This is a genomic window from Streptomyces sp. NPDC005820 (assembly GCF_040630255.1).
Taxonomy (GTDB): domain Bacteria; phylum Actinomycetota; class Actinomycetes; order Streptomycetales; family Streptomycetaceae; genus Streptomyces.
Window position 1 is genome coordinate 1 of record NZ_JBEXXE010000083.1, and the last position, 25975, is coordinate 25975.

Annotated in this window: 21 protein-coding genes and 3 pseudogenes; 11 read left to right on the forward strand and 13 right to left on the reverse strand. The window is 73.1% G+C overall.

Annotation, left to right across the window (positions count from 1 at the left end):
* The 4 genes and pseudogenes from ABZ464_RS49895 to ABZ464_RS49910 form a co-directional block, all read left to right on the forward strand.
* Window positions 1–798 (forward strand): annotated as a pseudogene (locus ABZ464_RS49895) (glucose-6-phosphate isomerase); the annotation flags it as partial.
* Between the two features lie 9 nt (window positions 799–807).
* Complete coding sequence (gene gnd / locus ABZ464_RS49900; RefSeq protein WP_359289253.1) at window positions 808–1689, forward strand: phosphogluconate dehydrogenase (NAD(+)-dependent, decarboxylating); 882 nt, start codon at window positions 808–810, stop codon at window positions 1687–1689.
* 6 nt (window positions 1690–1695) lie between these two features.
* Window positions 1696–2289, forward strand: coding sequence for a histidine phosphatase family protein (locus ABZ464_RS49905; RefSeq protein ID WP_359289255.1), 594 nt, complete (start codon window positions 1696–1698; stop codon window positions 2287–2289).
* A 41-nt stretch (window positions 2290–2330) separates the two neighbouring features.
* Window positions 2331–3773, forward strand: coding sequence for a membrane-associated oxidoreductase (locus ABZ464_RS49910; protein ID WP_359289257.1), 1443 nt, complete (start codon window positions 2331–2333; stop codon window positions 3771–3773).
* Between the two features lie 15 nt (window positions 3774–3788).
* Here ABZ464_RS49910 and ABZ464_RS49915 read toward each other — a convergent pair whose 3' ends face one another.
* Both ABZ464_RS49915 and ABZ464_RS49920 read right to left on the reverse strand, forming a co-directional pair.
* Window positions 3789–5657 carry a TIM barrel protein gene (locus ABZ464_RS49915; protein WP_359289259.1) on the reverse strand — a complete coding sequence of 623 codons (1869 nt, stop codon included), beginning with the start codon at window positions 5655–5657 and terminating at the stop codon, window positions 3789–3791.
* A gap of 124 nt (window positions 5658–5781) precedes the next feature.
* Window positions 5782–6660 carry a shikimate dehydrogenase gene (locus ABZ464_RS49920; protein WP_359289289.1) on the reverse strand — a complete coding sequence of 293 codons (879 nt, stop codon included), beginning with the start codon at window positions 6658–6660 and terminating at the stop codon, window positions 5782–5784.
* Window positions 6661–6833: 173 nt separating this feature from the next.
* On the opposite strand from ABZ464_RS49920, the gene ABZ464_RS49925 reads away from it, so the two are divergent.
* Both ABZ464_RS49925 and ABZ464_RS49930 read left to right on the forward strand, forming a co-directional pair.
* Window positions 6834–7499, forward strand: coding sequence for a TetR/AcrR family transcriptional regulator (locus ABZ464_RS49925; protein ID WP_359289262.1), 666 nt, complete (start codon window positions 6834–6836; stop codon window positions 7497–7499).
* Window positions 7500–7933: 434 nt separating this feature from the next.
* Window positions 7934–9277: an MFS transporter gene (locus ABZ464_RS49930; protein WP_359289264.1), complete on the forward strand. Its 1344-nt coding sequence runs from the start codon at window positions 7934–7936 to the stop codon at window positions 9275–9277.
* Window positions 9278–9353: 76 nt separating this feature from the next.
* Here ABZ464_RS49930 and ABZ464_RS49935 read toward each other — a convergent pair whose 3' ends face one another.
* Window positions 9354–9803, reverse strand: coding sequence for a PPOX class F420-dependent oxidoreductase (locus ABZ464_RS49935; RefSeq protein WP_359289266.1), 450 nt, complete (start codon window positions 9801–9803; stop codon window positions 9354–9356).
* 118 nt (window positions 9804–9921) lie between these two features.
* Between ABZ464_RS49935 and ABZ464_RS49940 the strand changes: the two genes are divergently transcribed.
* The 3 genes and pseudogenes from ABZ464_RS49940 to ABZ464_RS49950 all read left to right on the forward strand — a co-directional run bounded on the left by ABZ464_RS49940 (window position 9922) and on the right by ABZ464_RS49950 (window position 13232).
* Entirely contained in the window at window positions 9922–10512 is a 591-nt protein-coding gene (locus ABZ464_RS49940; protein WP_359289268.1) for a TetR/AcrR family transcriptional regulator, read from the forward strand.
* Window positions 10509–11861, forward strand: a pseudogene (locus ABZ464_RS49945) (MFS transporter); the annotation flags it as partial. The gene ABZ464_RS49940 and the pseudogene ABZ464_RS49945, both read left to right, overlap by 4 nt.
* Window positions 11862–12002: 141 nt before the next feature.
* Window positions 12003–13232 (forward strand): serine hydrolase domain-containing protein, encoded by a 1230-nt coding sequence (locus ABZ464_RS49950; RefSeq protein WP_359289291.1) that lies wholly within the window; start codon window positions 12003–12005, stop codon window positions 13230–13232.
* Between the two features lie 3 nt (window positions 13233–13235).
* On the opposite strand, the gene ABZ464_RS49955 is transcribed toward ABZ464_RS49950, so the two are convergent.
* From ABZ464_RS49955 to ribA, 4 genes are all read right to left on the reverse strand, one after another.
* Window positions 13236–14399, reverse strand: coding sequence for a saccharopine dehydrogenase family protein (locus ABZ464_RS49955; protein ID WP_359289270.1), 1164 nt, complete (start codon window positions 14397–14399; stop codon window positions 13236–13238).
* Entirely contained in the window at window positions 14392–15486 is a 1095-nt protein-coding gene (locus ABZ464_RS49960) for a saccharopine dehydrogenase (RefSeq protein ID WP_359289272.1), read from the reverse strand. The genes ABZ464_RS49955 and ABZ464_RS49960 overlap by 8 nt, the downstream gene beginning before the upstream one ends.
* On the reverse strand, window positions 15483–16628 hold the full coding sequence (locus tag ABZ464_RS49965; protein ID WP_359289274.1) for an FAD-binding oxidoreductase: 1146 nt from the start codon (window positions 16626–16628) through the stop codon (window positions 15483–15485). The genes ABZ464_RS49960 and ABZ464_RS49965 overlap by 4 nt, the downstream gene beginning before the upstream one ends.
* 174 nt (window positions 16629–16802) lie before the next feature.
* Window positions 16803–17462 (reverse strand): GTP cyclohydrolase II, encoded by a 660-nt coding sequence (ribA, locus tag ABZ464_RS49970; protein ID WP_359289276.1) that lies wholly within the window; start codon window positions 17460–17462, stop codon window positions 16803–16805.
* 38 nt (window positions 17463–17500) lie between these two features.
* Between ribA and ABZ464_RS49975 the strand changes: the two genes are divergently transcribed.
* Window positions 17501–18367 (forward strand): creatininase family protein, encoded by an 867-nt coding sequence (locus ABZ464_RS49975; RefSeq protein WP_359289278.1) that lies wholly within the window; start codon window positions 17501–17503, stop codon window positions 18365–18367.
* A gap of 335 nt (window positions 18368–18702) precedes the next feature.
* Here the strand turns inward: ABZ464_RS49975 and ABZ464_RS49980 are convergent.
* The 5 genes and pseudogenes from ABZ464_RS49980 to ABZ464_RS50000 all read right to left on the reverse strand — a co-directional run.
* Window positions 18703–19644, reverse strand: a pseudogene (locus ABZ464_RS49980) (lysylphosphatidylglycerol synthase transmembrane domain-containing protein); the annotation flags it as partial.
* A gap of 149 nt (window positions 19645–19793) precedes the next feature.
* Window positions 19794–20879 (reverse strand): trans-aconitate methyltransferase, encoded by a 1086-nt coding sequence (locus ABZ464_RS49985; protein ID WP_359289280.1) that lies wholly within the window; start codon window positions 20877–20879, stop codon window positions 19794–19796.
* Window positions 20876–22084, reverse strand: coding sequence for a glycosyltransferase family 4 protein (locus ABZ464_RS49990; RefSeq protein ID WP_359289282.1), 1209 nt, complete (start codon window positions 22082–22084; stop codon window positions 20876–20878). Before ABZ464_RS49990 ends, ABZ464_RS49985 begins: the two co-directional genes overlap by 4 nt.
* Complete coding sequence (locus tag ABZ464_RS49995; protein WP_055633342.1) at window positions 22081–22479, reverse strand: 6-carboxytetrahydropterin synthase; 399 nt, start codon at window positions 22477–22479, stop codon at window positions 22081–22083. Before ABZ464_RS49995 ends, ABZ464_RS49990 begins: the two co-directional genes overlap by 4 nt.
* Window positions 22480–22640: 161 nt before the next feature.
* Window positions 22641–23612 (reverse strand): zinc-binding alcohol dehydrogenase, encoded by a 972-nt coding sequence (locus ABZ464_RS50000; protein WP_359289285.1) that lies wholly within the window; start codon window positions 23610–23612, stop codon window positions 22641–22643.
* 108 nt (window positions 23613–23720) lie between these two features.
* Here ABZ464_RS50000 and ABZ464_RS50005 point away from each other — a divergent pair, with 108 nt between their 5' ends.
* Window positions 23721–24479: a CDP-alcohol phosphatidyltransferase family protein gene (locus ABZ464_RS50005; protein ID WP_359289287.1), complete on the forward strand. Its 759-nt coding sequence runs from the start codon at window positions 23721–23723 to the stop codon at window positions 24477–24479.
* 156 nt (window positions 24480–24635) lie between these two features.
* On the opposite strand, the gene ABZ464_RS50010 is transcribed toward ABZ464_RS50005, so the two are convergent.
* The gene (locus tag ABZ464_RS50010) at window positions 24636–25898 is read right to left on the reverse strand and encodes an MFS transporter (protein ID WP_359289293.1); all 1263 of its coding nucleotides are present in this window, start codon (window positions 25896–25898) and stop codon (window positions 24636–24638) included.
* Window positions 25899–25975: the final 77 nt, after the last annotated feature.

Below are 25975 nucleotides of genomic sequence, written 5' to 3' on the forward strand. Positions count from 1 at the left end.
CTGATGATCGCCATCGGCCCGGACCGCTTCCGCGAGATGCTCGACGGCTTCCACCTCGTCGACGAGCACTTCCGCACCGCCCCCGCCGAGGCCAACGCCTCGCTGATCCTTGGCCTGCTGGGCATCTGGTACGGCAACTTCCACGACGCCCAGTCCCACGCCGTCCTGCCGTACAGCCACTACCTGTCCAAGTTCACCGCCTATCTCCAGCAGCTCGACATGGAGTCCAACGGCAAGTCGGTGGACCGCGAGGGCCGTCCGGTCGGGTGGCAGACCGGGCCGGTGGTGTGGGGCACGCCCGGCACCAACGGGCAGCACGCCTACTACCAGTTGATCCACCAGGGCACGAAGCTGATCCCGGCGGACTTCATCGGCTTCGCCCGTCCGGTCGACGAGCTGAGCGACGAACTCAAGGCCCAGCACGACCTGTTGATGGCCAACTTCTTCGCCCAGACGCAGGCGCTCGCCTTCGGCAAGACGGCCGAGGAGGTGCGGGCCGAGGGGGTGCCCGAGGAGCAGGTCGCGCACCGCACCTTCCGGGGCGACCACCCCACCACCACGATCCTCGCCGCCGAGCTGACCCCGTCCGTCCTCGGCCAGCTCGTCGCCCTCTACGAGCACAAGGTGTTCGTGCAGGGCGCCGTGTGGAACATCGACTCCTTCGACCAGTGGGGCGTGGAGCTCGGCAAGGTCCTCGCCAAGCGCGTCGAACCCGCCCTCACCGAAGGCGCGGACGTCCCCGGCCTCGATCCTTCCACCGCCGCCCTCGTGGCCGCGTACCGCGAACTCAGGAAGTAGTGAACTGATATGCAGCTCGGTCTCATCGGTCTCGGCAAGATGGGCGGCAACATGCGCGAGCGCATCCGCCGCGCGGGCCACACCGTCGTCGGTTACGACCGCAACCCCGAACTCTCCGACGTCAAGGACCTCGCGGAACTCGTCCAGCAGCTTCAAGCGCCGCGCACCGTCTGGGTGATGGTCCCGGCCGGCGCCCCCACCCAGTCCGTCGTCGACGAGCTCGGCGACCTGCTCGAAGCGGGCGACGTCGTCGTGGACGGCGGCAACTCCCGCTGGACGGACGACGAGAAGCACGCCGCCGAGCTCGGCGCCAAGGGCATCGGCTTCGTCGACGCCGGTGTCTCCGGCGGCGTCTGGGGCCTGCAGAACGGCTACGCCCTGATGGTCGGCGGCGACAAGGAGCACGTCGACCGGCTCCAGCCGGTCTTCGACGCGCTCAAGCCGGAGGGCCCGTACGGCTATGTCCACGCGGGCAAGGTCGGCGCCGGGCACTTCTCGAAGATGGTCCACAACGGCATCGAGTACGCCATGATGCAGGCCTACGCCGAGGGCTGGGAGCTGCTGGAGAAGGTCGACTCCGTCACCGATGTGCGCGAGGTCTTCCGTTCCTGGCAGGAGGGCACCGTCATCCGGTCCTGGCTGCTCGACCTCGCGGTCAACGCCCTCGACGAGGACGAGCACCTCGACAAGCTGCGCGGCTGGGCGCAGGACTCCGGCGAGGGACGGTGGACCGTCGAGGCCGCCGTCGACCACGCCGTACCGCTGCCCGCCATCACCGCCTCCCTCTTCGCGCGGTTCACGTCCCGCCAGGACGACTCCCCGCAGATGAAGATGATCGCGGCGCTGCGCAACCAGTTCGGCGGCCACGCCGTCGAATCGGCGAAGGAGTAGCCTGCGGTGGGGGATCTGCTGCTGGTCCGCCACGGCGAGACGGAGTGGAGCAGGTCGGGACAGCACACCAGCTGGACCGACCTGCCGCTCACCGAGAACGGCGAGCTCCAGGCGAAGTCGCTCGCTCCGTTCTTCTCCCGCCGGACCTTCTGCCTCGCGCTGACCAGCCCGCTCGGCCGCGCGGTGCGCACCGCCGAACTCGCCGGCATCGACGGGGCGGTCGCCGCACCCGACCTGCACGAGTGGGACTACGGCGGGTACGAGGGCATCACCACCGTCGACATCCACCGCGACCGGCCCACCTGGGACCTGTGGACCGACGGGGTGCCGCCCGGCGCCGACGGTCACCCCGGTGAGTCGCCCGAGGAGATCGGGCGGCGTGCCGACCGGGTGCTGTCCCGGGTCGACGCGGCACTCGCCGACTGCGGCGGAGACGCCGTGCTCGTCGCCCACGGGCATTTCCTGCGCGTGCTGACGGCCCGTCGGCTCGGACTCCCGCCCGCACAGGGCCGGTTGTTCCAGCTGGCTACGGGAACGTACAGCAGGCTGTCCACGGAGCACGGGTGGCCCGTGATCGCCGAATGGAACGTACGGCCATAGCCTGTTGACACCGCCCGAGAGGCCCGCCAGAGTCGCGGCTGATGGAGATCGACGATCTGACACCGGCCGAACAGCGCGTCTGGCGGGCCTTCGCCAAGGGCGCCGAGGTGGACTTCCGCGACGGATCCGACGACTGGGGGCCCGAACGAACGCTGCGGGCCGAGGTGTTGCGGGCGCTGCTCCTCAACGGCCCCCAGGAACAAGGGGAGATAGCGGCCCTCAAGGTACGGGGAGCCCGTATCACCGGCGCGCTGGAACTGCGGTACGCGACGGTCGACAGCGTCGTCCATCTCACCCACTGCCGCTTCGAGGAGGCGCCCGACCTGATCGGCGCCCATCTGCGCTACGTCAGCATGCGCGACTCCGACATGCCCGGGCTGTCGGTGACCCGGGCCCGGGTCGACGGCAGTCTGCGGCTGACCCGCTGCCGGTTCGGCGGGCCGGTCCGTCTGGACGGGGCGCAGATCGCCGGCGCACTGTTCCTGGAGGAGGCCGAGGTCACCGACGCGGGCACGGACCGGCCCGCCCTCCACCTCCACCAGATCGGCGTCGACGACGACCTGTGCGCCCGCGGTCTGCGCGCCCGGGGCCTGATCCGGCTCGACGGGGCCGCCGTCGCCGGGTCGCTCGACCTGGAGGGCGCCGAACTCAGTAACCCCGGCGCCGGCGTGCTGGAGGCCGACGCCCTGGAGGTGGGTGCCAACCTGCTCGGCCGCCGGCTGAGCACCCGGGGCCGGATCGACCTGCGCGGGGCCCGGATACCCGGCCGGGTGGACCTGCTGCTCGCCCGGCTGTCCAACCCCGACGGCATCGCCCTGCGGGCCAGCAGCTGTGTGATCGGCGAACTCTGGCTGCGCCGGGGCCCCCGGGTGGAGGGCATGCTGAATTTGCGGCGGGCGGAGATCAACCAGCTCAGCCTGGAGCCCGGGATGCTCCCCGACCAGGTGCGCCTGCTGGACCTCACCTACACCTTCCTCACCCCGCACGCCCCCGCCGAGGACCGGCTGCCGATGCTCGAGCGGGACAGCCAGGGGTACGACCCGCATGCATACGAACAACTGACGGCCGCATACCGCAGGACCGGTGACGACCAGGCCGCCCGGGTCGTCCAGCTCGCCAAGCAGCGCCGCCGCCGGTCCACGCTCCCCTGGCACGGACGGCTGTGGGGCCGTCTCCAGGACGCGGCCGTCGGCTACGGCTTCCGTCCGCTGCGCGCCGCCGTCTGGCTGCTGTCGCTGCTCGCCGCCGGCTCGATCGCGTACGCCGGGCACCCTCCACCGCCGCTCAAGGCGGACGAGGCGCCCGAATTCAACCCCGTCTTCTACACCCTGGACCTGCTGCTGCCGGTGATCTCGTTCGGGCAGGAGGGCGCGTTCGCGCCGAACGGCTGGTACCAGACGCTGTCGTACGTCCTCGTCGTCACCGGCTGGATTCTGGCCACGACGGTCGTCGCGGGTGTGACCAGGACCGTCAGCCGTCAGTAGGCGAGCCGGGCCGGGTCAGCGGGCGGCGTGCTGGGCCGCCAGCCGCACCGGCGCGTTGGCGGCGCCGTAGCCCTGGTAGCCGCCGTCGCGCTGGACGAGTTCGAAGAACACGCGGCCCACGGTGCGGGTGTAGCAGTGCCGGAAGACACCGTGCGCGTCCCGGTCGTAGAGGATGCCGAGTTCCCGGTAGGTCTCCAGCTCGCCGTCGGCGAACTCGAAGCGGGCGGCGAGGTCGTCGTAGTAGTTGGCGGGGATCGGCAGCAGGCGGCCGCCGGCCGTGGTGAAGCGGCGGGCGGCGGCGACCACGTCGTCGGTGGCCAGCGCGATGTGACGGGCGTGCGCGGTGTCGTCGCCGGGGGCGGCGCCGACGGTGAGCGGGAAGCGGACGGCACCGTCGCCGCCGGTCACGGCCCGGCTGCGGAGCAGCCCGTAGGGGTCGGCGACGTCGACGCTCTCCTGCGGGTCGAGCCCGAGAACGCCGCGGTGGAAGAGGACGGCCTCGTCGAACCGGTGCCAGGGCTGGGTGAGCGCCACATGGTCGACGCGCAGGTCGGAGGGGGGTGCCGGGGTGCGCGGGGCGGCCTCGGCGTCGGCGTCGGCGACGTCAGTGGGGTCGGTGGGGTCGGTGAGGTCGGCGAAGTCGGCGCGCCAGTCGGGCAGTCCGGGGCGGTTCGTGGCGCAGAGGAAGAGTTCGGTGCCGTCGGGGGCGGCGACCGCGTCGAGGGGGGCGTCCTCGGCGGCACGGCGGCGCGGCAGGACGGGGGCGAGGAGGGCCTCGGCGCGGCGGGCGGCGGCGGCCGGGTCCGGTGACTCCAGGCCGATCGCGGCGAGGGTGGTGCCGTCGACGGGGCTCCCGCCGCGCGAGTGAAGCCGGGGGTGGGGGAGGGCGGCCGGGCCGGTGTTGACGAGGATCCGGGCCTGACCCTGCTCCCACAGTTCGACGGGCTTGCCGCGGTGGCGTGCGGTGCGGGCGAAGCCGAGGGAGCCGAGGAGCGCGCAGACGGGTTCCGCGTCGGGGGTGACCAGCTCGGTGAAGGCGATCCCGGTGGGGGCGGCCGGGGCGGGGAGGGCGGCGATGCCCAGTTCCTCCTGGAGCAGCAGCAGGGAGCGGTGGGCGTCCACGGCGGTGGGGCCGGCCTCGGCCTGCCGGAAGACGTCGTTGAAGACTTCGAGGGAGAGCGGGCCATCGTATCCTGTATGCAATACACGGCGTACGAGATCCACCACATCGAATCCACCCTGCCCCGGGAAGCAGCGATGGTGGCGGCTCCACTGCAGGACGTCCATGCCGAGCAGCGGGGCGTCGGCCAGCTGCAGGAAGAAGATCTTCTCGCCGGGGATGTCCTCGATGCCCTTGGGATCGGAGCCCCGGGACAGGATGTGAAAGCTGTCCAGGCAGGTGCCGAGCGCGGGATGGCCGGCGGTGTCGACGATGTGCCAGGCGTGGTCGTACGTGCTGACGTGCCGTCCCCAGGCGAGCGCCTCGTAGGCGACCCGCACGCCGAAGTCCTGGGCGAGGTCGGCCAACCGGGCGAGCTGCTCGGCGGCGAGGGCGTCGTCGTCCTCGGCGAGCGGGGACACGCTGGAGCAGACCAGGACGGTGTCCGCGCCGAGCCGGCCCATCAGCTCCAACTTGTGGCGGGCGCGGCGCAGAGTGCGGGCGAACTCGGCCTCGGGGACGGCTTCGACGTCGCGCATCGGCTGGTAGAGGTCGACGGTCAGCCCGAGGTCCGCGCAGCGGGCGCGGATGCCCTCGGGGCTGAGGGGGCTCGCGAGCAGGTCGTTCTCGAAGATCTCGACGCCGTCGAAGCCGGCGCGGGCGGCGGCCGTCAGCTTCTCGGTGAGGGATCCGCTCAGGGAGACGGTGGCGATGGACGTACGCACCTGGGCACCTCGTGGTTCTGGTCGCTTCGGGGTGACGACGGCGGGGCCGCTTCGGGGGGGCCGTGCGGCGGCTCCGGGGCGGGCCGTGCGCTGCTCCGGCTGCTCCGGAGCGGGGAGGGCGTGGCTACTTGGGAGTGGGGACGGCGCCGGCCAGTTCGGCGATGTCGGCGAGCATGCGGGCGGTGTCGGGTTCCCGCCCGGTGAAGAGGCGGAACGCGTCCGCCGCCTGGAAGACGGCCATGCCGCCGCCGTCGAGGGTGGCGCAGCCCAGGGCGCGGGCGGTGCGCAGCAGTTCGGTCTCCAGGGGGCGGTAGACGACCTCGGCGACCCAGAGTTCCGGCCGCAGCAGCGCGGCCGGGAAGGGCAGGCCGGGGTGGGCGGCCATGCCGGTGGGCGTGGCGTGGACGACGCCGTCGGCGTGCGCGAGCAGCGCGGTCAGCCGGTCGGGGTCCGACGCGGCCGCCCGGCCCTCGCCGAAGTGGTCGTTCAGGGCGGCGGCGAGCCGCGCGGCCCGCTCGGGCAGCGCGTCCACGACGGTGACCCGGCCGGCGCCGAGGGTGAGCGTGGCGTGTGCGACGGCCGCGCCCGCGCCGCCCGCGCCCAGCTGCACGACCCGCTCCAGCGGGACGTCCGGCAGACCGCGGGCGAACGACGCGGCGAACCCGGTGACATCCGTGTTGTGCCCCACGGCCCGGCCGCCGCTCCCGAAGACGACGGTGTTGACCGCGCCGAGGGCCTCGGCCTGCGGGGACAGCGCGTCGAGGTGCTCGATGACCAGCTGCTTGCACGGGTGGGTGATGTTCAGCCCGTCGAAGCCCACGTCACGGGCGGCCCGCACCAGATCGCCGACCGCCTGAGGAGCGGCCCCGAGGACGTCGATGTCGATCAGCCGGTACAGATAGCGCAGCCCCTGCCGGTCGGCCTCCCGCTCGTGCAGCGCCGGGCTGAGCGAGGGACCGATCCCGGAACCGATCAGACCCACGAGATACGAGCCCTTGGTCACGTCCTTGGTCACATCCTTGGTCACGGAGGACCTCCTGAGCGGCTGGCTAATGTACGAACTGGTGAGTTAGTCATAGCACTCTGCCGGGCCGTCGGGGAAGCCCCTCTCGCCTCACGGGACGGGATCGGCTCCTAGAATCGCTGCACCGCAGCCACGCCGCCCGAAGGAACCCGATGACCAGCGTCGACGAACCGGCACGATCCAACGGGCGCACGCGCGACGCCGCCCGGACCCAGGCCGAGATCCTGGACGTGGCGACCCGGGAGTTCGCCCGCGTCGGATACGCCGGGGCCCGCGTCGACGACATCGCCGCCCGCACCAGCACCACCAAGCGGATGATCTACTACTACTTCGGCGGCAAGGAGCAGCTGTTCACCGCCGTCCTGGAGCGCGCGTACGGCGTGATCCGCGAGGCCGAGCAACGACTCGACGTCGAACACCTGGACCCGGTCGCGGCGATCCGGCGCCTCGCCGAGCTGACCTTCGACCACCACGAACAGCACCCGGACTTCATCCGGCTGGTCAGCATCGAGAACATCCACGAGGCCGAGCACATCGCCGCCTCCGAGAAACTCGGCAGGATCGGCTCCCCGGCACTCGACGTGATCCGCCGCATCCTCGCCGCCGGCCGGGAGTCAGGACTGTTCACGGCCGAGGTGGACGCCGTCGACCTGCACGCGATGATCAGCTCGTTCTGCTTCTTCCGGGTGGCCAACCGGCACACCTTCGGCGCACTGTTCGGGCGTGACCTGGTGGATCCGGCGCAGCGGGAGCACTACCGGACCATGCTCGGGGACATGGTGATCGCCTATTTGACGGCGGAGCGGGCGGAGGGCTGACGACGGGCTGTCGGCTGCGGACCGGGCGACGGTCTGCGGTCGGTGGCCGACGGTCGACGGTCGACGGTCGACGGTCGAGTGTCTGCGACCGGCGACCTGCGGTCGACCGCAGGACCGTCGACGACCGGCAGTCGGCAGTCGGCGATCGGCAATCACCGGTCGACCGGCGACCGTATGCGTTCGGCGGACAACGGTCGCCGATCGGCCGTATACGGCAGATTGCACTCCGCCGCCCACCAGCCACCTCCGACGAGACCTATTGACAGCGGCGAAACATCGGCGCACCATCACTGGCCATCCGCTACTAACTACCCAGTGGGTTAATTAGCCGGAGTCAACCGACCCGGCGCAGCCGCCCCGCACCCCAGGGATCCGGCCCTTCTCCCCCTTGCCCCACTCCCGCGTACGTTGGAGTTCCCCCGAAGGAGCACGCCGTGTCCGTCCCCGCCGCAGCACCCCCAGGTCAGCCGAAGAAAGCCGCCACGGCGGCGTGGATCGGGAGCGCCCTGGAGTACTACGACTTCTTCATCTACGGCAGCGCGGCCGCGCTGATCTTCCCGAAGGTCTTCTTCGACGAGTCGGACCCGGCCACCGCGACCCTGCTGTCGCTCGCCACGTTCGGTGTCGCGTATGCGGCCCGGCCGGTCGGGGCGCTCTTCCTCGGGCACTTCGGGGACCGGCTGGGCCGTAAGAAGATCATGGTGTTCACGCTGATCCTGATGGGCGTGTCGACGTTCCTGATCGGCTGTCTGCCGACTCGCTCCCAGGTCGGCACCCTCGCCCCCGTCCTGCTGGTCCTGTGCCGCGTCCTCCAGGGCATCTCCGCCGCAGGTGAGCAGGCGAGCGCCAACTCCATGACGCTCGAACACGCGCCGGCGCACCGGCGCGGCTTCTTCACCAGCTTCACCCTGAGCGGCACCCAGGGCGGGCAGCTGCTGGCCACGCTGGTCTTCATCCCGGTCGCGGCGCTGCCCGAGGACCAACTGCTGTCGTGGGGCTGGCGGGTGCCGTTCTGGCTGAGCATCGCGGTCGCCGTGGTCGGCTACGTCATCCGGCGGAAGCTGGAGGAGACGCCGGCCTTCGAGGCGCAGCAGGCCACCGGCGAGGTCGTGAAGCTGCCGCTGGCGGTGCTGCTGCGGGAGCACTGGGCGGATGTGCTGCGGGTGATCGGGGGCGCCCTGATCGCCTCGGTCAGCACCATCTTCACGGTGTGGGCGCTGGCGTACGCGACGAGCGACGCGGTCGGCATGGACCGTTCCTCGATGCTGTGGGTGGGTGCGCTCGCCAACCTGGTCGCGCTGGGCGCCATCCCAGCGTGGGCCACGCTCTCCGACCGCATCGGCCGCCGCCCGGTCTACCTGATCGGTGCGGTGGGCAGCGCGGGGGCGATGTTCGGGTACCTGTGGGCGATCTCCACCGGCTCCTACCCGCTGATCCTGGTCCTCGGCATCGTCGCCTTCGGTGTGGTCTACAGCGCCGCGAACGGTGTGTGGCCCTCCTTCTACGGTGAGATGTTCTCCACCCGGGTGCGGCTGTCGGGCATGGCGATCGGCACCCAGATCGGTTTCGCCGTGGCCGGTTTCGCGGTCACCTTCGCGGCGCAGATCGCCGGCCCGGGCGGCGACGACTGGTCCTCCGTCGCCCTGTTCACGGCGGCGCTGTGCGTCCCGCCGGTGATCGCGGCGCTGTCGGCGCGGGAGACCGCGAAGGTGCCGACCGAGCGGCTCGGCGAGCGGGGCGCCCCTGAGGTCTCCCAGCCGGAGACGGTGACCGCCTGACCCACTCCACCGCCCCTTCCCCGCACGCCCGAGCCCCCGGACGCCACGATGGCGCCGGGGGCTCGGGCGTGTGCGGTCACCCGTCGCCGGCCGGCCGGGGGATCCCGTACGCCCGCTCCACCCGCAGCCGCGCGACCAGGCGGTGGTCGCGGACCATGGCGGTGCGGAAGTCGTGCCAGTCGGGGTGTTCGCCGAGGACGTCGCGGTAGAGGCGGACGAGTTCCTCGACGGTGTCGTCGTAGGGGTCGGCGGCGACCGGGGTGAGGTCGGCGGTGGCCTCGACGACCGTGTAGGCGCGGCGGTCGGCGGTGGTGACGTGGTAGGAGGCGCGGGGGTCGCGGCGCAGGTTGCGGGTCTTGGCGCGGTCGTCGGTGACGGAGATCCGGATCACGCCCTCGTCCGGGTAGTAGTGGTGGCTGACGTTCGACAGCTGGGGGCGGCCGTCGCGTTTGAGGGTGACCAGTACTCCGCTGCGGCCCTCGGAGAGCAGGGCGAGCAGCGCGTGGCGCGTCGTGTCCCGAGTCATGCTCCGCACAACCAGCGCACCACCGAGGCGCATTCCCCTGCCCGCGCTCCTTCACCGCACTCCATGAGCCGCCGAACCGGCGTAGACACTGTCTATCCACGGGTGGTAGACAGTGTCTATGAGCGAATCCGAGAAACCGGACCCCGATCTGCGGACCCGTCTCGTCGATGCCGGCGTGGACCTGGTCGCCCTGGAGGGTGCCGGTGCGCTGACCCTGCGGGAGATCGCCCGCCGGGCCGGCGTGTCCCACGGCGCGCCCCGCCGCTACTTCCCCACCCATCTGGAGCTGCTGTCGGCCATCGCCCGCCGCGGCTTCACCCAGCTGGGGATCCAGGTGACGACGACGCTCGGCGACGGCGGCGCGGCCCCGCGCGCCCAGCTCACCGACCTGGGGCACGCCTACCTGGAGTTCGCGCTGCACAACCCCGGCATGTACGAGCTGATGTTCCGTCACGATCTGTTGCAGAGCGGGCACTTGCGGCTGCGCGACACCAGCCTTCCCCTGTTCGGCGTCCTGGTGGACCTGGTGGGCCGGGCCCGGCCCGACGCCGACGCGCGGGCCGTCGCGGGGGCGTTGTGGGCGAACCTGCACGGCATCGCCCAGCTGTGGAGCTGGGGAAGTCTCCAACTCGCCACGGGCTCAGACGACTTCGCGCCGCTGCTCCGGACCGCGCTCGACGCGTACCTCGGGCCGGAGGACGGCCGGTGAACCGTACGGTGACGCTGGCGAGCAGTGTGGCGGGGGCCGTGGTCGTCGCCCTCGACGGCACCGTGCTCACCGTCGCCCAGCCGACCCTGCGCCGCGACCTGCACGCCTCCCTCACCCAGGCGCAGTGGACGAGCACCGGCTATCTCGTCGCCGTGGCGGGCCTGTTGGTGTTCGCCGGGCGGCTCGGCGACCGCTACGGACACCGCCGTACCTTCGCGTTCGGCATGCTCGGCTTCGGCGCCGCCTCGGCGGGCATCGCGGTGGCGCCGGGCGTGGGCTGGGTGATCGCACTGCGTGTCGTCCAGGGGGTGTTCGGGGCGCTGCTCCAACCCGCCACGCTGGGGATGCTGCGGGCGTCGTTCCCGCCGGACCGGCTGCGTACGCCGATCGCCGTGCGGACGGCGGCCGTCGGGGTGGCGGCCGCGGCCGGGCCGGTGGTGGGTGGGGCGCTCGCCACCTCGTTCGGCTGGCGGGCGGTGTTCCTGCTCAATGTGGTGCCCACGCTGCTGTTCGGCCTGCTCGCCCTGGCCTCCCGTGAGGAGGAGCGGCCGTCGGCCGGTGGCCCGCTCGACCTGCCCGGCGCTCTGCTGCTCGCGGTGGCGCTCGCCTGTCTGGTGCACGCCCTCGTCACGCTCCCGGGCGCGACCTGGTCCGCGCCGGCCGCACTCCTCGCGGCCCTCGCCTTCGTACGGCACGAGCGGCGGGCGCCGGCGCCCCTGCTGCTGCCGGACGTCGTCCGTTCCCCCGCGGTCGGCGGGGCCCTCGCCCTGCTGGTCACCGCGTCCGCGGCGCTCAACGGCGGGCTGTTCGCCGGTGTGTACGTCCTCCAGGACGGCCTCGGCCTGACCGCCCTGCACAGCGCACTGCTCAGTCTGCCGCTGGCGGCGTGCCTGATCGCGGCGGCGCCCGTGTCGGCGGTGCTGCTGCGCCGGGCCGGCGCCCGGGCCACGGTCACGGGGGCGACGGCCGTCCTCGGCGCCGGTCTGCTGGTGCTCGCCGGCGCCCCGGGCGAGACGGCGTTCGCCGCCGGGTTCGCCCTGGTGGGCGCCGGGTTCGGGACCGTGATGGTGGCGGCCACGCATGTCGTCGTACGGGAGGCTCCCGTCGAGGCGGCCGGGGTGGCGGGCGGGCTGAAGCAGACGGCGATGAACGTCGGGCCGGTGCTGGGCGTGGCCTGCGCGACCGTGCTCGCGGGCCTCGGCCCGGCCCGGACGCCGATGGCCGTGCTGGGCGCGGCCGCCCTCGTGGCGATCCCGGTGTGCCGTGCGCTGCCGGGACGCCCCGCCCCCGCAGACGCTCCGGCGCACGTCCCCGCGCGCGCCGCCGTGCACGCCCCGCCTGCCCGGGGGCCGGCCGAAGCGACACACCCCACACCGCTCACGGCGTGGAAAGCGGTCCGTACGCCCGTTCCCTGGGCGACCATGAGCACTGAGGTCGTACCGGAGCGGGAACCCGGACCGCACCTCGCACGAACGCACCGGAGGAGAACGATGGCACTGCTGCGACAAGAGGTCGACCCGAGCGAGGTCGGGCTGGACGCGAAGGCGCTGGACCGCCTCGACCAGCACGTCGCCCACTACGTCGACGAGGGACGGCTGCCCGGTTTCCTCCTCGCGGTCTCCCGGGGCGGCCGCGTCGCGCACCTCACCACCCACGGCCACCGTGACGTCGCCGCCGGACTGCCCGTCGAGGCCGACACCCTGTACCGGATCTACTCGATGACCAAGCCGGTCACCTCCGTCGCCGCCCTGATACTGATGGAGGAGGGCCGGCTGCGGCTCGACGACCCGGTCGCCGACCACCTCCCGGCCTTCGCCGACCAGCGTGTGTACGCGGGCGGCTCCGGCGCGGAACTCAGCACCCGCCCGGTGGAACAGCCTCTGCTGGTGCGGCACCTGATGACCCACACCTCGGGCCTGACCTTCGCCTTCTACCACTGTCACCCCGTCGACGCCCTGTACCGCGAGGCCGGACTGGAGTCGGCGGTGCTGCCCGGCTCGAATCTGGCCCAGACCGTCGAGGCGTACGCGCGGCTGCCGCTGCAGTTCGAGCCGGGCACCCAGTGGAACTACTCGGTGTCCACCAACGTCCTCGGCCGGATCATCGAGGTCGTCTCCGGGCAGCCTCTCGACGAGTTCGTCACCGAGCGGATCCTCCGCCCGCTGGGCATGGCGGACGCCGGTTTCCAGGTCACCGACGAGCAGGCCGGCCGGCTGGCCGAGCTGTACGGCGACACCGACGGCGGCGGCATCGAACCGATCGCCGGCCTGCCGCTGTTCGGCCGCCCCCGGTTCCTGTCGGGAAGCGGCGGTTTGGTGGCGACCGCATACGACATCCACCGCTTCAGCGAGCTGCTGCGCCGCCGCGGCGAACTCGACGGGGTGCGGCTGCTGGCCCCGGAGACGGTGGACCTCATGACCCGCAACCACCTCCCCGGCGACGCGGACCTGCGCGCCTTCGGCAGCCGCCCGGCGCACGACGAACCCGGCAACGACGGGGTCGGCTTCGGCCTGGGCGTGTCCGTGGTCGTCGACCCGGACCGCACCCAGGCCCCGACGGGCCTCGGCACCTACGGCTGGAGCGGGGTCGCCACGACAACCTTCTGGATCGACCCGCAGCACGACGTGAGCGTGCAGTTCCTGACGCAGGTGCGGCCGCGCAGGTCGCTGAAGCTGTATCCCGACCTCAAGCGACTGGTGCACGAGGCCCTGCTCGACTGACCGTCAGCCGTCCCCGCGCCGGATGAACTCCAGGCCTTCGTCGGCCAGTTCACCGAGCCACTCCACCGACCGGGCCGCCGTCTCGGCCGCCCGGTTCAGGCCCGGCGGCAGCGCGCCGGCCAGGATCCGCCGGACGCCGAGCGCGAGGGTGCGCGAGACGCACCGCGCCATCGCGCTCTCCTCCTCGTCGCCCACCAGGTCCAGCAGACAACTCCCCGACCAGGACGTGCCGTTGCCCGCGGTTCCGGTCTCCACCTCCAGGGCGACCTCGAGGACCACCCGGTCGCGGTCGGTGTCCGTCGTCGGGTAGGCGGCGGCCAACTCCCGTGCCAGGGCGGCGATCCGGGTGTCGTCACCCTCCCTCAGCTCCTCGAACACCGGCTGCCAGGCGTGCAGCCAGCCGTCCAGGCGCAGGGTGCCGCGCACGAACGCGACCGGTTTCCAGGCCGGTGGCAGCCCGTACTGCTCGACGAAGGGCAGGCTGTCCCGGTTGGGGTACACCTCGAAGGGTTCCCCGTCGACGACATGCCGGCGGGTCGCCTCCCAGGGCCTGGCGGCCACGGTCTCGGCGCCGTTCTCGACGTAACGGGCAGGCGAGCGAAGGGCGTTGAGGACACCTAGGGGCGCCCAGCTGAAGCGGTAGCGGAAGTCGTTGGGGACGGCCGGGACGCCTCCGCAGTACGAGGTGAGGCGGTACGAGGCCGACGTGTCCGCGCCGATCGCCGCACGGGCGCGGGCCACCAGGGCGTGGGCGAAGAGGTGGTCGATGCCCGGGTCGAGGCCGGCCTCGGTGAGGACGACCAGCCCCGCCCTCCCGGCCGCCGGGACCTGCTCCAGCACCGCGTCCGAGACATAGCTGGAGCAGGCGAAGTGGGCGCGCCGGGCGACGCATGCGGCGAGCAGCGGGGCGTGGTCGGGAGCGGGCAGCATCGACACGACGACGTCACCGGGGGCGAGTTCGGCCGTGAGCGCGTCGAGCGTGTAGGCGCGGGGGGCGGCGCGTCCGGTCAGTCCCAGCCGGTCCAGGGCCCCGGCCGCGCGGTCCGCCGTACGGTGCCAGAGGCGGACGCCGTCGGTGCGCGCGCACAGGTCGGCGAGCCCGCTGCCCGTGGACAGACCGGCGCCCACCCAGTGGACGGTACCGCTCGCGGCAACCACCTCACTCATGGCCGAACTCCCCTTCTCCTGAACCAAGTTCGGTGCCGAGCTCGATGCCGAGTTCACGCCCCGCCCGCCGGAAGCGCTCCAGGCACCGCGCCCACGCATCCCCCGTCGGGAAGTCCAGCAGCTGGGGCAGGAGGGCCGCCGAGAAGTCGGTGCTGGACTCGCGGGGCAGCAGCGACGGCAGGTTGTCGATGGCGATCAGGTCCAGCGGGGGTTCCTTGCGCAGGGTGCGCACGGGGTCCGTCCACTCCGTGGTGCGGTCGTAGACGGGCAGGACGTTGAGGGGGGAGCCGACGTCGCAGGTGACGTCGGAGAGGGTGCGCAGTCTGCGGGCCGGGTCGTCGAGGTCCTCCTCGCGGACGAACGGCGGCACCGGGGTGGTGGCCAGGACGCAGTTGACGAGCAGGTCGTGGTCCAGGAGCGCGCGGCGGTCCAGGTCCCGGGTCTCGGCGAGGTCCCAGCAGGTGGGGTCGGCCCCTGCGGTGGCGAGGGCGGCTCGGGCACCCCGGCCGCTGCGGCCCAGGGCGCCGACGACGAGAGCGGTGAACTCACCGTCGCCGGGTCGCGGGCGCAGGGTCTCGTCCAGGGCGTCCTTGTCGGTCGGGCGCAGCGGCGCGGTCAGCCGGCCCCGGTGGTGGAGCACCGCGAGGGCGGCGCCGAGGTAGCCGGCCCAGAAGCCGAACGCCGCCAGCCTGCGGCCCTGTTCGTCGACGAGGTACTCCAGGTCCAGGAGCGCCCCTTCCCCGGCGGCGAACCGGCGGAGCAGATCGGCCGCGCCGGGCTGCTGCTTGTAGGCGTGCCCGAAGAAGATATGGCGGTGCGTCAACTCTGCTGGCTGGTCCGGGAGTTCCTTCAGGCCGAGGACGACCGCGTCCGGCGGCGCCGACACCCAGGAGCCCGCGGGGGCGACTCGGGCGCCCACCGCCTCGTACTCCTCGACGGGGAAGATCCGCTGCGGGGACTCCTCGACGGTCAGCCGCACACCGGCCTCGACGAGGCGGCGGGCGTCGTCGGGGACGACCGGGGTGCGCCGTTCGGTGGTACGGGCCTCGTGACGCAGCCACAGGTGGGGGGCGGTCGGTGCCGTCATACGCAGTTGACCTCCGGACGCGGGGCGTCGGCCTCGAACCGGCCGGCGCTCAGGGGGGTGACGTCCACGAAGGGTACGCGGCCCAGGTAGAGGTCGCGGACGACCTCGCCGACGGCCGGTCCCTGCAGAAAGCCGTGCCCGGAGAAACCGGTCGCATACAGAAAACGGGATACCGAATGCGCCTCGCCGATCAGTGCGTTGTGGTCCGGGGTGACCTCGTACAGTCCCGCCCAGCCGCCCGTGCGGCGCAGCTCCAGGATGTCGGGGGCGCGGTGCTCCAGCACGGCGGCGAGACGGGGGATCCAGCGGTCGTGGGTGTCGGTGGCGAAGCCGGGGCGCTCGTCGGGGTCGGACATGCCGACGAGCAGACCGGGGCCCTCGGCGTGGAAGTAGAGGGTGGTGCTGAAGTCGATCGTCATGGGCAGGTCCGGCGGAAGGCCGGGCACCGCCTCCGTGACCGCGATCTGGCGGCGCAGCGGCTGCACCGGCAGGTCCACGCCCACCATCGCGCCGACCGACCGGGACCAGGCGCCGGCCGCGCAGATCACCGTGTCGGTGGCGATCGGGCCGAGGGTGGTGGTGACGCCGGTGATGGTGGCGCCGCGGGTCTCGATGCCGGTCACCGCGGTACGGCGCAGGATGCGCGCACCGCACCGGCGGGCGGCGGCCGCGTATCCCTGGACGACGGCCTCGGGCGTGCAGTGCCCGTCGTCGGGCGAGAACGCGGCCGCCCGTAAGCCGTCGGTGGTGATCAGCGGGGAGAGACGGCGGGCCTCGGCCGGGTCGATCATGCGGCTGGGCACCCCGAGCGCGTTCTGCAGGGCCACGCCCGCCTCGAAGGAGGCGACCTCCTCGGGCGTGGAGAGCAGGAAGAGGTAGCCGACCCGGTGCAGTCCGATGTCGTGCCCGAACTCCTCGCCGAACCGCCCGAACGCCTCCAGGCTGCGCGCCCCGAGCTGGATGTTCAGCTCGTCGGAGAACTGCGCGCGCACCCCTCCGGCGGCCTTGGATGTGGAGCCGGCGGCGAGGTCGTCCCGCTCCACCAGCAGGACGTCCCGTACGCCCGCCGCGGCCAGATGGTAGGCGATGCTGGTCCCGATCACTCCACCGCCGATGACGACGACCGAGGCATGCGTGTTCACCCGAGCGGCTCCTTACTGTGCGGCGGCCCCGGCCCGAGTACCGAGGCCGGGGCTGTCACCTGCAGTGACCGTCGTCATCCCTACCCGCCGGACGGCGCGGGATCCCTGCCCGCCGCGACGCACGCGTGATCCCCGCACGCGGTCCCGGCCGGCGGTGCGACGGCAGGGGCGCGCTCAGGACCAGTGCGCCACCGCGTCCAGGTGCGGCAGCCGGTGGTCCATGCGCTCCCGCTTGGTGCGCAGGTAGGTGATGTTGTTCTCGCACGGCTCTATCAGCAGCGGCACCTCCTCGGCGACCTGGATGCCGTTGTCGACGAGCGCCTCGCGCTTGCGCGGGTTGTTCGACATCAGCCGCACGGACCGTACGCCCAGGTCGCGCAGGATGTCGGCGGCCACCTTGTAGTCGCGGGCGTCCACCGGGAAGCCGAGCGCCACGTTCGCCTCGACGGTGTCCAGACCCTCCGCCTGCAGGGCCATCGCACGCAGCTTGCCGAGCAGACCGATGCCGCGGCCCTCGTGGCCGCGCAGATAGACGACGATCCCGCTGCCCGCCGCGACGACGGCCCGCAGCGCCGACTCCAGTTGGTCGCCGCACTCGCAGTGCTGGGAGCCGAACGCGTCGCCGGTCAGGCACTCCGAGTGCAGCCGGGTCAGCACGTCCTCGCTGCCGATCTCCCCGTACACCAGGGCGACTTGTTCGTCACCGCGGTCGTGGTCGAGGTAGCCCACCGCCTGGAATTTCCCGTACACGGTGGGCAAGGGGGCATTCACCACGCGTTCCACGCCGGTGCGCTGCGCGGTCTGCTCGCCGAGTACGCCAATTTTCTCTGTCATGATCTGATTCCTAAGCGGAGACGAAAGGCCGGGAAAAGATGAGTGGTTCGGAGATAAGGACGGCGGCGACAGTGGCGGCGGCGGCCTGCGGCCTGGTGCCCGTGGACACCACCGAGGACGTCCGCTCCCGGGGCGCGGGCGTCACGACGCAGGTGGCGGTCCTGCCGGTCGGCAGCTTCGAACAGCACGGTCCGTACCTGCCGCTCGCCACCGACACCCTGGTCGCCTGCGCCATCGCCCGGGAGATCGCCCGGGCGTACCCGGTGCACCTCCTTCCGCCGGTGACCATCGCCTGCTCGCACGAGCACGCGGCCTGGCCGGGGACCGTCAGCATCTCCTCCGTGACCCTTCACGCGGTGGTACGGGACATCGCGGCGTCGCTGCGCCGCTCGGGCGTCGAGGCCCTGGTGCTGGTCAACGGACACGGCGGGAACTACGTCCTGGGCAACGCGGTCCAGGAGTCCTCCGCCCGCGGTGAGCGGATGGCGCTCTTCCCGGCCCCGGAGGACTGGGAGGCGGCGCGGGAACGGTCCGGGGTGGTGACCTCGCTGCTCACCGACATGCACGCCGGGGAGATCGAGACCTCGATCCTGCTGCACGCCCATCCGGAACTCGTCCGGCCCGGTTTCGAGTCCGCCGATTTCACCGCGGACGACCGTCGCCATCTGCTCACGCTGGGAATGTCCGCCTATACCGATTCGGGCGTCATCGGCCGTCCCTCCCTGGGGTCCGCGGAAAAGGGGAAGGAACTCCTGGCGAGCCTGGCGGATTCCTTCGGCGCGTATTTCTCACTGCTGACTTCGGAGAAGCCGTCCAGCTCGGGGAAGCCGGCGGGTACGGAGAAGTCACCGGGTACGGAGGCCCCGGGGGACTCGGCGGACACCGGGGACACCGGCCCGCTGTAGGGCACCTCGGGAGCGCGCCCGGCGGCCTCACCGGTCTCGGCCGTCTCGGCCGTCTCGGCCGTCTCGGATGCTTCAGCCGCCCCGGGCGTCCCGGTCACCTCGGGCGTCCCGGCAGTCTCGTCCGCCCCGGACGTCTCGGCCACCCCGACCACCTCTGCGTCCGCCCCGGACGTCTCGGTCACCCCGACCACCTCTGCCATCCCGACCGTCACGCCGGCCCCGGACGCCTCGGCGACCCCAGCAGTCTCACTCACCCCAGCCGTCCCGCCCGACGGCGCCGTCCGCGCCGTCTGCGCAGTCCCCGCAGTCCTCGCCCCGTCGCCCCGTACAGCGGCGTACCAGCGCACCACGAGGACGACCGCCCCCGGCAGCGCGGCCACGAAGCTCAGCACGCCGTACACCACCGCCACCGACAGGCCGGTGTTCGCGCCGAGGCCGGCCGCGCCGAACGCCCAGGCGGTGACGCCCTCGCGGGGGCCCCAGCCGCCGACGTTCAGCGGGACGGCCATGGCGAGCAGGGCGAGCATCGCGATCGGCAGCAGGCCGAGGACGGAGGCGCCGGAGCCGGCCACCCGGGCGGCCACCACGAACATCGCCACGTACCCGGCGAGCACGACCAGCGACGACACGGCGACCCCGGGCGCGTTGCGCCGGGACAGCAGCCCCTCGCGGGCCTCGGCCAGCGCCTTGCCCAGGCGTCCCGCGCGGCGCGGCCGGGAGGAGTTCATGCGCAGCGCCAGGACGACGGCGAGCGCCCCCACCCCGGCCAGCAGGACCATCGGGGCGAGGCTGCGCAGCTCGTCCATGACCGGGGACGGCAGCACCAGCAGGACCGTTACGCCTGCGCCGGCCAGCGCGAGCTGCCCCGCCGTGCGCTCCAGCACGACCGCCCGTACACCGCGCCCGACGTCACCGGCGCTCTGCCCGTGCCGCACGGCGCGGTGCACGTCGCCGAGGATGCCGCCGGGCAGGGCCGCGTTCAGGAACAGCGCCCGGTAGTAGTCGGCGACCGCCGCGCCGAACGGCAGCCGGATCCGCAGCCCGCGGGCCACCAGCGCCCACCGCCAGGCGCTGAACACGGTGGTGACCGCGCCGATGCCGAGCGCGACCAGCACGGTCGGCACGTCGATGCGGCGCAGTCCGTCGAGGAACACGCCCGTCCCCATCCGCCACAGCAGCACCGTGAGGATGAGGACGCCGGCGACCGTCCCGAAGTGGGTGCGCAGGGCCCGCGAGGCGAACACCCTGCGCCACGCCGACGGCGTGCGGTGCGGCACGGTCACGATGACGCCGATGCGGGCCTCGGACACGGCGGGGCCGGTGCGCGCCACCGACGGGGCGCGGGGCGGCCGCCGTACGGCCGGGGCGCCCTCGCCCCGCACCGCGGGCTCGGCCGTCCCGGCCCGCGCGCTCACCGTCTCGGCGCTCACCGGGCGCGCCCCGTGGGCCGGGCCAGGGCGAGCAGGTCGCTGTGGTGGACGGTGACCCGCAGCTCGCCCTGCTGGCAGGCCGTGAGGCGGGCGGCGAGATAGCCCTCGGCGCGTTCGGCGAGTTCGGGACGCTGCTCGACGGCCGCGCCGACCCAGCCGCGCAGCCACTGGGCGGTGAGCGCGGCGTGCTCGGGGCCGAGCCGCCAGGGGCTCGGGTGGACCTTGACGGTGGCGCCGTGGTCGGCGAACGCCTCGCAGGCGACGCCCACCGCGTCGGGGCCGAGGAGGCCGCCGTGCCGCTGGTGGTCGTTGAAGGCGGCGGCGAGCTCCTCGTCCAGCGGGTCCGGCGCGGAGAAATCGACCCGGCCGGCGACGGACAGCGTCAGCAGCGCGGGGCAGCCGGCGCCCGCGCAGGCCGCGGCGAGCGTCTCGATCTCCTCGCGGGTGAGGACGTCGAGGAGGGCGGAGGCGGTGACGAGGGAGGCGCCGGTCAGGGCGTCCGGGGTGAGCCGGGCGACGTCGCCGCGCCGGGTCTCGACGGTGACCCGGCTGCCGTCGGCGGCCGCGCGCGGCGAGGCGACGGCCGCGAAGTGCAGCAGATAGGGGTCGCGGTCGTGCAGGATCCAGTGCTGGCCGCCGTCCAGGCGGGGCGCGAGCCAGCGGCCCATCGAGCCGGTGCCGCAGCCCAGGTCGTGCACGGCGAGGCCGCCGCCGCGCCCGCTCGGCAGGTTCGCGAGCCGGATCCGCAGCGGGTCCAGCAGGTCCACGGCCCGCGCCGCCGCGTCCGCGGGCTCCCGCAGCTGGAGCCACTCGGGCGCGTACCGGGGCTGGTCCTCGGGCCCGGCCTCCCGCAGCCGTACGGTGGGCCGCTCACCCGGGCGGGTGACGGGGCCCGCGCCCGCTATCACCGCGTCGGGGTCGGTCTCGATCACCGCGTCGGGGCCGGTCTCGCCGACGCTCGCGCCGCCGTCCGTCAAGGTCACGGTCTCGGTCATGGGAGAGGTCTCCTTCGGGCCCGGCTGGGTGGGGATGGCTCCCACGCGCCGCGCCATGTCCGCCGGGGTCGCCGTCGTCTTCCTCATGCCGCCCTCCGGGGCTCGCCGGGAAGCCGGCCGAGGACACCGGCCAGGCTCTGGGCGGTGGACGCCCAGCCGTTCAGGGCGGCCCGGCGGCTGCGCGCGGCCGCCTTCAGCCGGCGCCGCACGTCCGCCTCGCCGAACCAGCCGCGCAGTTCCGCGGCGAGGGCGGCCGGGTTCTCCGGCGGGACGAGGATGCCGGGCATCCCGCCGTCGGGGGCGCGGCCGACGGCCTCGGGCAGCCCGCCGACGTCGGTCGCGAGGACCGGGATGCCGCGGGCGAGGGCCTCGGTGACCGCCATGCCGTAGGTCTCGGCGTAGGAGGTGAGGACCATCAGGTCCGCGGAGGCGTACGCGGCGTCCAGCTCGGCGCCCGCCTTCGGGCCGGCGAGCTCCAGCCGGTCCTCGAGTCCGTACCGGCGGATGAGGCGGCGCAGATGGGCGACGTACTCAGGGTCCTGCCCGAGGCCGCCCACGCACACGCAGCTCCACCTGAGGTCGGTGACGGCGGCCAGCGCCTCCACCAGCCGGTGCTGGCCCTTGCGCGGGGTCACGGCGGCCACGCACAGCAGCCGGGAGACGCCGTCGGTGCCGGAGGCGAGGGGCGCGATGTCGGCGCCGGGGGCGGCGCAGTGCACCTTCTCCGGGGCCAGGCCGTGGTGCGAGACGAGCCGGCGCACCGCCCAGTCGCTGGTGGCGATCACCGCGGGCACCGCCCGCAGCACGGCCCGCTCCTTGGCGTCGAGCTCGGCGGCCACCAGCGGATCGAGGCCCGTCTCGTCGCCGAGCGGGAGGTGGACGAGGACCGCGAGCCGCAGCCGCTCCGCCTCCGGCACCACGATCTCCGGGACGCCGCAGGCGACGAGCCCGTCGAGCAGGACGACCGTGCCGTCGGGGAGTGCGGCCAGGGCGCGCGCCAGTTCCGTACGGGCCGCCGTGTCCGGGCGCGGCCAGGAGCCGTTCACCAGGTGCTTGTGGACCTGCCAGCCGAAGCCGGGCAGGTCCAGGCAGACCCGCCGGTCGTAGGCGTTGCCGCCGCTGGGGTTGGCCGTGTCGTGCACCCCGCCGGGCATGACGAAGTGCACGGAGCGCAGGGACATGGGGATGAGGTCACCCGCCTTCCGGGCCGTGGGAGCCGTGGGGGCCTTGGGCGCCGCCGTCTGCACGGGCACGTACACGAGCGGCGCCTTCTCCAGGGTCACATCGGTCACAGCGCACGCTCGTAACTCGCCCAGGCGATGTGCGACTCGTGCAGGGTGACGGAGAGCGAGGCGATACCGCGGGCGCCCTCACCGAGCGCGCCCTTGTGGATGCGCTCGGCGAGCCGGTCCGCGACGACCTTGGCGAGGAACTCGGTGGAGGTGTTGATCCCGGCGAAGTCGGGCTCGTTGTCCAGGTTGCGGTAGTTCAGCTCGCTGACCACGGCACCGAGTTCCTGGGTGGCGAGGCCAATGTCGACGACGATGTTGTCGTCGTCCAGCTGCTCGCGGCGGAACGTGGCGTCCACCAGGAACGTCGCTCCGTGCAGGCGCTGCGCGGGTCCGAAGACCTCACCGCGGAAGCTGTGGGCGATCATGATGTGATCGCGGACGGTGACACTGAACAACGGACGACCCTCCAGGTGCGGCGCGTCTGGTCCCCCGGCCATTGGCCGCCGGGGGATGCTGTGTATTACGGCTCCACGCTTCCCCTTGTTCAGTGCGATCTCACTCTTTTCTCAGGTCAGGCGCTCTTGCTGATCCCCGACCTGATCCCCGACCTGATCCCCTACGGGTACCGGACACGGTGACAGAGCGCGGGGATCTCCCCCGACGCCAGCCCCGGCATCACCTCCGGCAACTCCTCGAACGCGCTTTCCCCCGTGACGAGCGCGTCGAGCGCCGGATCGGCCAGCAGGTCGAGGGCGAGCGCGAGCCGGTCGGCGTAGCTGCGCATCGCGCGGGCCGGGGAGACCGTGCCGACCTGGCTGCTGCGGATGACCAGCCGGCGCGAGTGGAAGGCCTCGCCGAGCGGCAGCGCCACCGTGCGGTCGCCGTACCAGCTCAGTTCGAGGACGGTGCCCTCGGCGCGGAGCAGCTCCAGGGAACGGGCCAGCCCCTGTTCGGTGGCGCTGGCGTGCACGACGAGGTCGCAGCCGCCGAGCGCGTCCTGCGGCAGCGCGAAGCCGACGCCGAGCGCCTCGGCGGTCTTCGCGCGCGCCGGGTCGGCGTCCACCAACTGCACGCGCACGCCCGGGAAACGGGCCAGCAGGGCGGCGACCGAACAGCCCACCATGCCGCCGCCGACCACCGCGATCCGGTCGCCGACCAGCGGCTGCGCGTCCCAGAGCGCGTTGACGGCGGTCTCCACGGTGCCGGCCAGCACGGCCCGTGCGGCGGGCACGGAGTCCGGTACGACGGTGACGGCCGTCTCGGGGACGACGTACCGCGTCTGATGCGGATACAGACAGAACACCGTCCGGCCGACGAGCCGCTCGGGCCCCTCCTCCACCACCCCCACGTTGAGGTAGCCGTACTTCACGGGCGCGGGGAAGTCGCCCTCCTGGAACGGCGCCCGCATCACCGCGTGCTGGCTCTGCGGCACCTGGCCGCGGAAGACGAGGGTCTCCGTGCCGCGGCTGACCCCCGAGTAGAGCGCACGGACGACGACCTCGCCCTCGGCCGGCTCCGGAAGGGCGACGTCACGCACCTCGCCCCGGCCCGGGGAGTCGATCCAGAACGCGCGTCCGCTGCGGTTCATCGGCATCCTCCTGAACGATCTGCACCTGGTGCACGTACCGACATGTGCACAGGTCGCGCACAGTACGCGGCACTGATCATCTCTGTCACCTGGCCGGAGGAATGTGCGGTGGCCCTGAACAACACTTACGACGCAAGGCTGGTCCAGCAGGAGACCGCTGTGGGAGCGGGCGTTCAGCTCCTGTTGCTGGCCCTGCTCGGCTCGGCGATCGGGATGGGGCCCGCGGGCTGGGTCACCGGTCTCGTGTTCGCCGTCGCCACCTGGGCCGTCCTCTCCCGGGCACTGCACCGCTCCCGGCTGCGTTCCTTCGGACCCGCCAACCGGGTCACGCTCGGCCGCGCCACCCTCGTCGGCGGGGTGACGGCCCTGGTCGCCGACTCCTTCGAGTCCACCCCGCCGGTGACGCTGCTGGTCGGCCTCACCGCCGTCGCCCTGATCCTCGACGGCGTCGACGGCAAGGTGGCCCGTCGCACCGGCACCTCCACCGCGCTGGGCGCCCGCTTCGACATGGAGGTCGACGCGTTCCTCATCCTCGTCCTGAGCGTGTACGTCTCCATGGCGCTCGGCCCGTGGGTGCTGCTGATCGGCGCCATGCGCTACGTCTTCGTCGCCGCCGCCCGCGTCGCCCCCTGGCTCAACGCCCCGCTCCCGCCGAGCATGGCCCGCAAGACCGTCGCCGCCCTCCAGGGCATCTGCCTGCTGGTCGCGGGCGCCGACCTCCTCCCCCACAGCGGCAACTTCGCCGTCATGCTGCTCGCCCTCGGCTCCCTGCTGTGGTCCTTCGGCCGCGACGTGCTCTGGCTGTACCGCACCTCCCGGATCCGCGCGGCCCGCCCGGCGGAGCACCGGGTGCTGGAACTCGCCTAGCCCCCACAGGGGTGCACGCCCCTGCCCCACCGCCCCCCACGCCACGGGAAAGGGCCCGCACCGTCACGGACGGTACGGGCCCTTCCGTATGCGCGGTACCTGCGGCGCCTCCACGACCTTCGCGGCAGCGTTTCCACGACTGTGGCGGCGACGCTTCTACGACCGTTTCGACGGCGTTTCTACGACGGTGTCGGCGGCGTTCGCGGGACGGTGCGGGCGGCCCCGGCCGGGCAGCAGGGCGATCGCGGCGGCCGGTACCGCGGCGAGCAGCAGCCAGGGCACAGCCGGGGGGAGCCCGGTGTCGAGGAGGATGCCGGTGGCCGCGCTGCCGAGCAGCACGATCAGCCCGGAGACCGAGGACAACGCCCCCGTGTACAGGCCGAGCCGGCCCTTCTCGGCCAGGTCGGGGACCCAGGCGCGGACGGCGGGCGCGACCAGCATCTGGCCGACGGTGAGCAGCACGACGAACCCGGCGGCGGGCAGCAGCCCCGCCGTCCCGGTCCGCCCGGCGGGCAGCGCCGCGGCCACCACCGCGAACCCGGCGGCGATCAGCGCCAGCCCGGCCGCCGTCGCACGGCGGGCGCCGATCCGCTCCCCCACCCACCGGGTGACGGGCAGTTGAGCGGTCACCACCAGCAGCGAGGACAGCGCGAACAGCCAGGCCAGCGGCGCCTGCGAACCCGCCGCACGCTCCACCTCGGCGGGCAGGGCGAGGTAGAGCTGGTTGTAGGCGAGGAGATAGGCGCCGTAGGCGCAGCACAGAGCGAGGAAGCGCCGGTTGCGCAGCAACGGGCCGACCCTGCCCCGGACTCGGACCTTCTCCCGGCCGGGAAGGCGCTGCGGCAGCAGCCGGGCGTGGGCACAGAGCACCAGGACGAAGATCCCGGCGCCGGCGAGGCACACGGCCCGGAAGTCGAACGGCAACAGCAGCGCGCCCAGCAGCGGTCCGACGAACGCCCCGGCCTGTCCGGCGACCGTGAACAGGGCCAGCACCCGGGTCCGTGGACCACCGCCCGCCTCCTCGTGTGCGACGGCCTGCCGGGCCACCTCCGACTCGACCGCCGGGGAGAAGAGCGCGGCGGCGAACCCGACGAGCAGCACCGCGCCGATCACCGTCCAGGTCCGCTCGGCGTACCCGAGCCAGCCGAACCCGGCGATCCGCAGCGCACAGCCGGCCAGGACGACCGGCCGCACCCCGTAACGGTCGGCCAGCACCCCACCGACCACGAACAGCCCCTGCTGGCTGAAGGTCCGCAACCCCAGCACGAACCCGACGAGCCACCCCGCCATGCCGACCGCCCCGCCCAGATGCCCGGAGAGGAAAGGCAGGACCGCGAAGAAGCCGACGTTGAAGGCGAGTTGGGTGAGGACGAGCAGACGGAGGAGAGGGGGGAGAGGGGGCCTCCAGGAGGACCAGATCCCGGCCGTCCAGGAGTACGTCGAGCGCGCGGAGAAGACCGGCGTCGAGCTGGTCCTCCCCGTCGACGTGGTGGTCG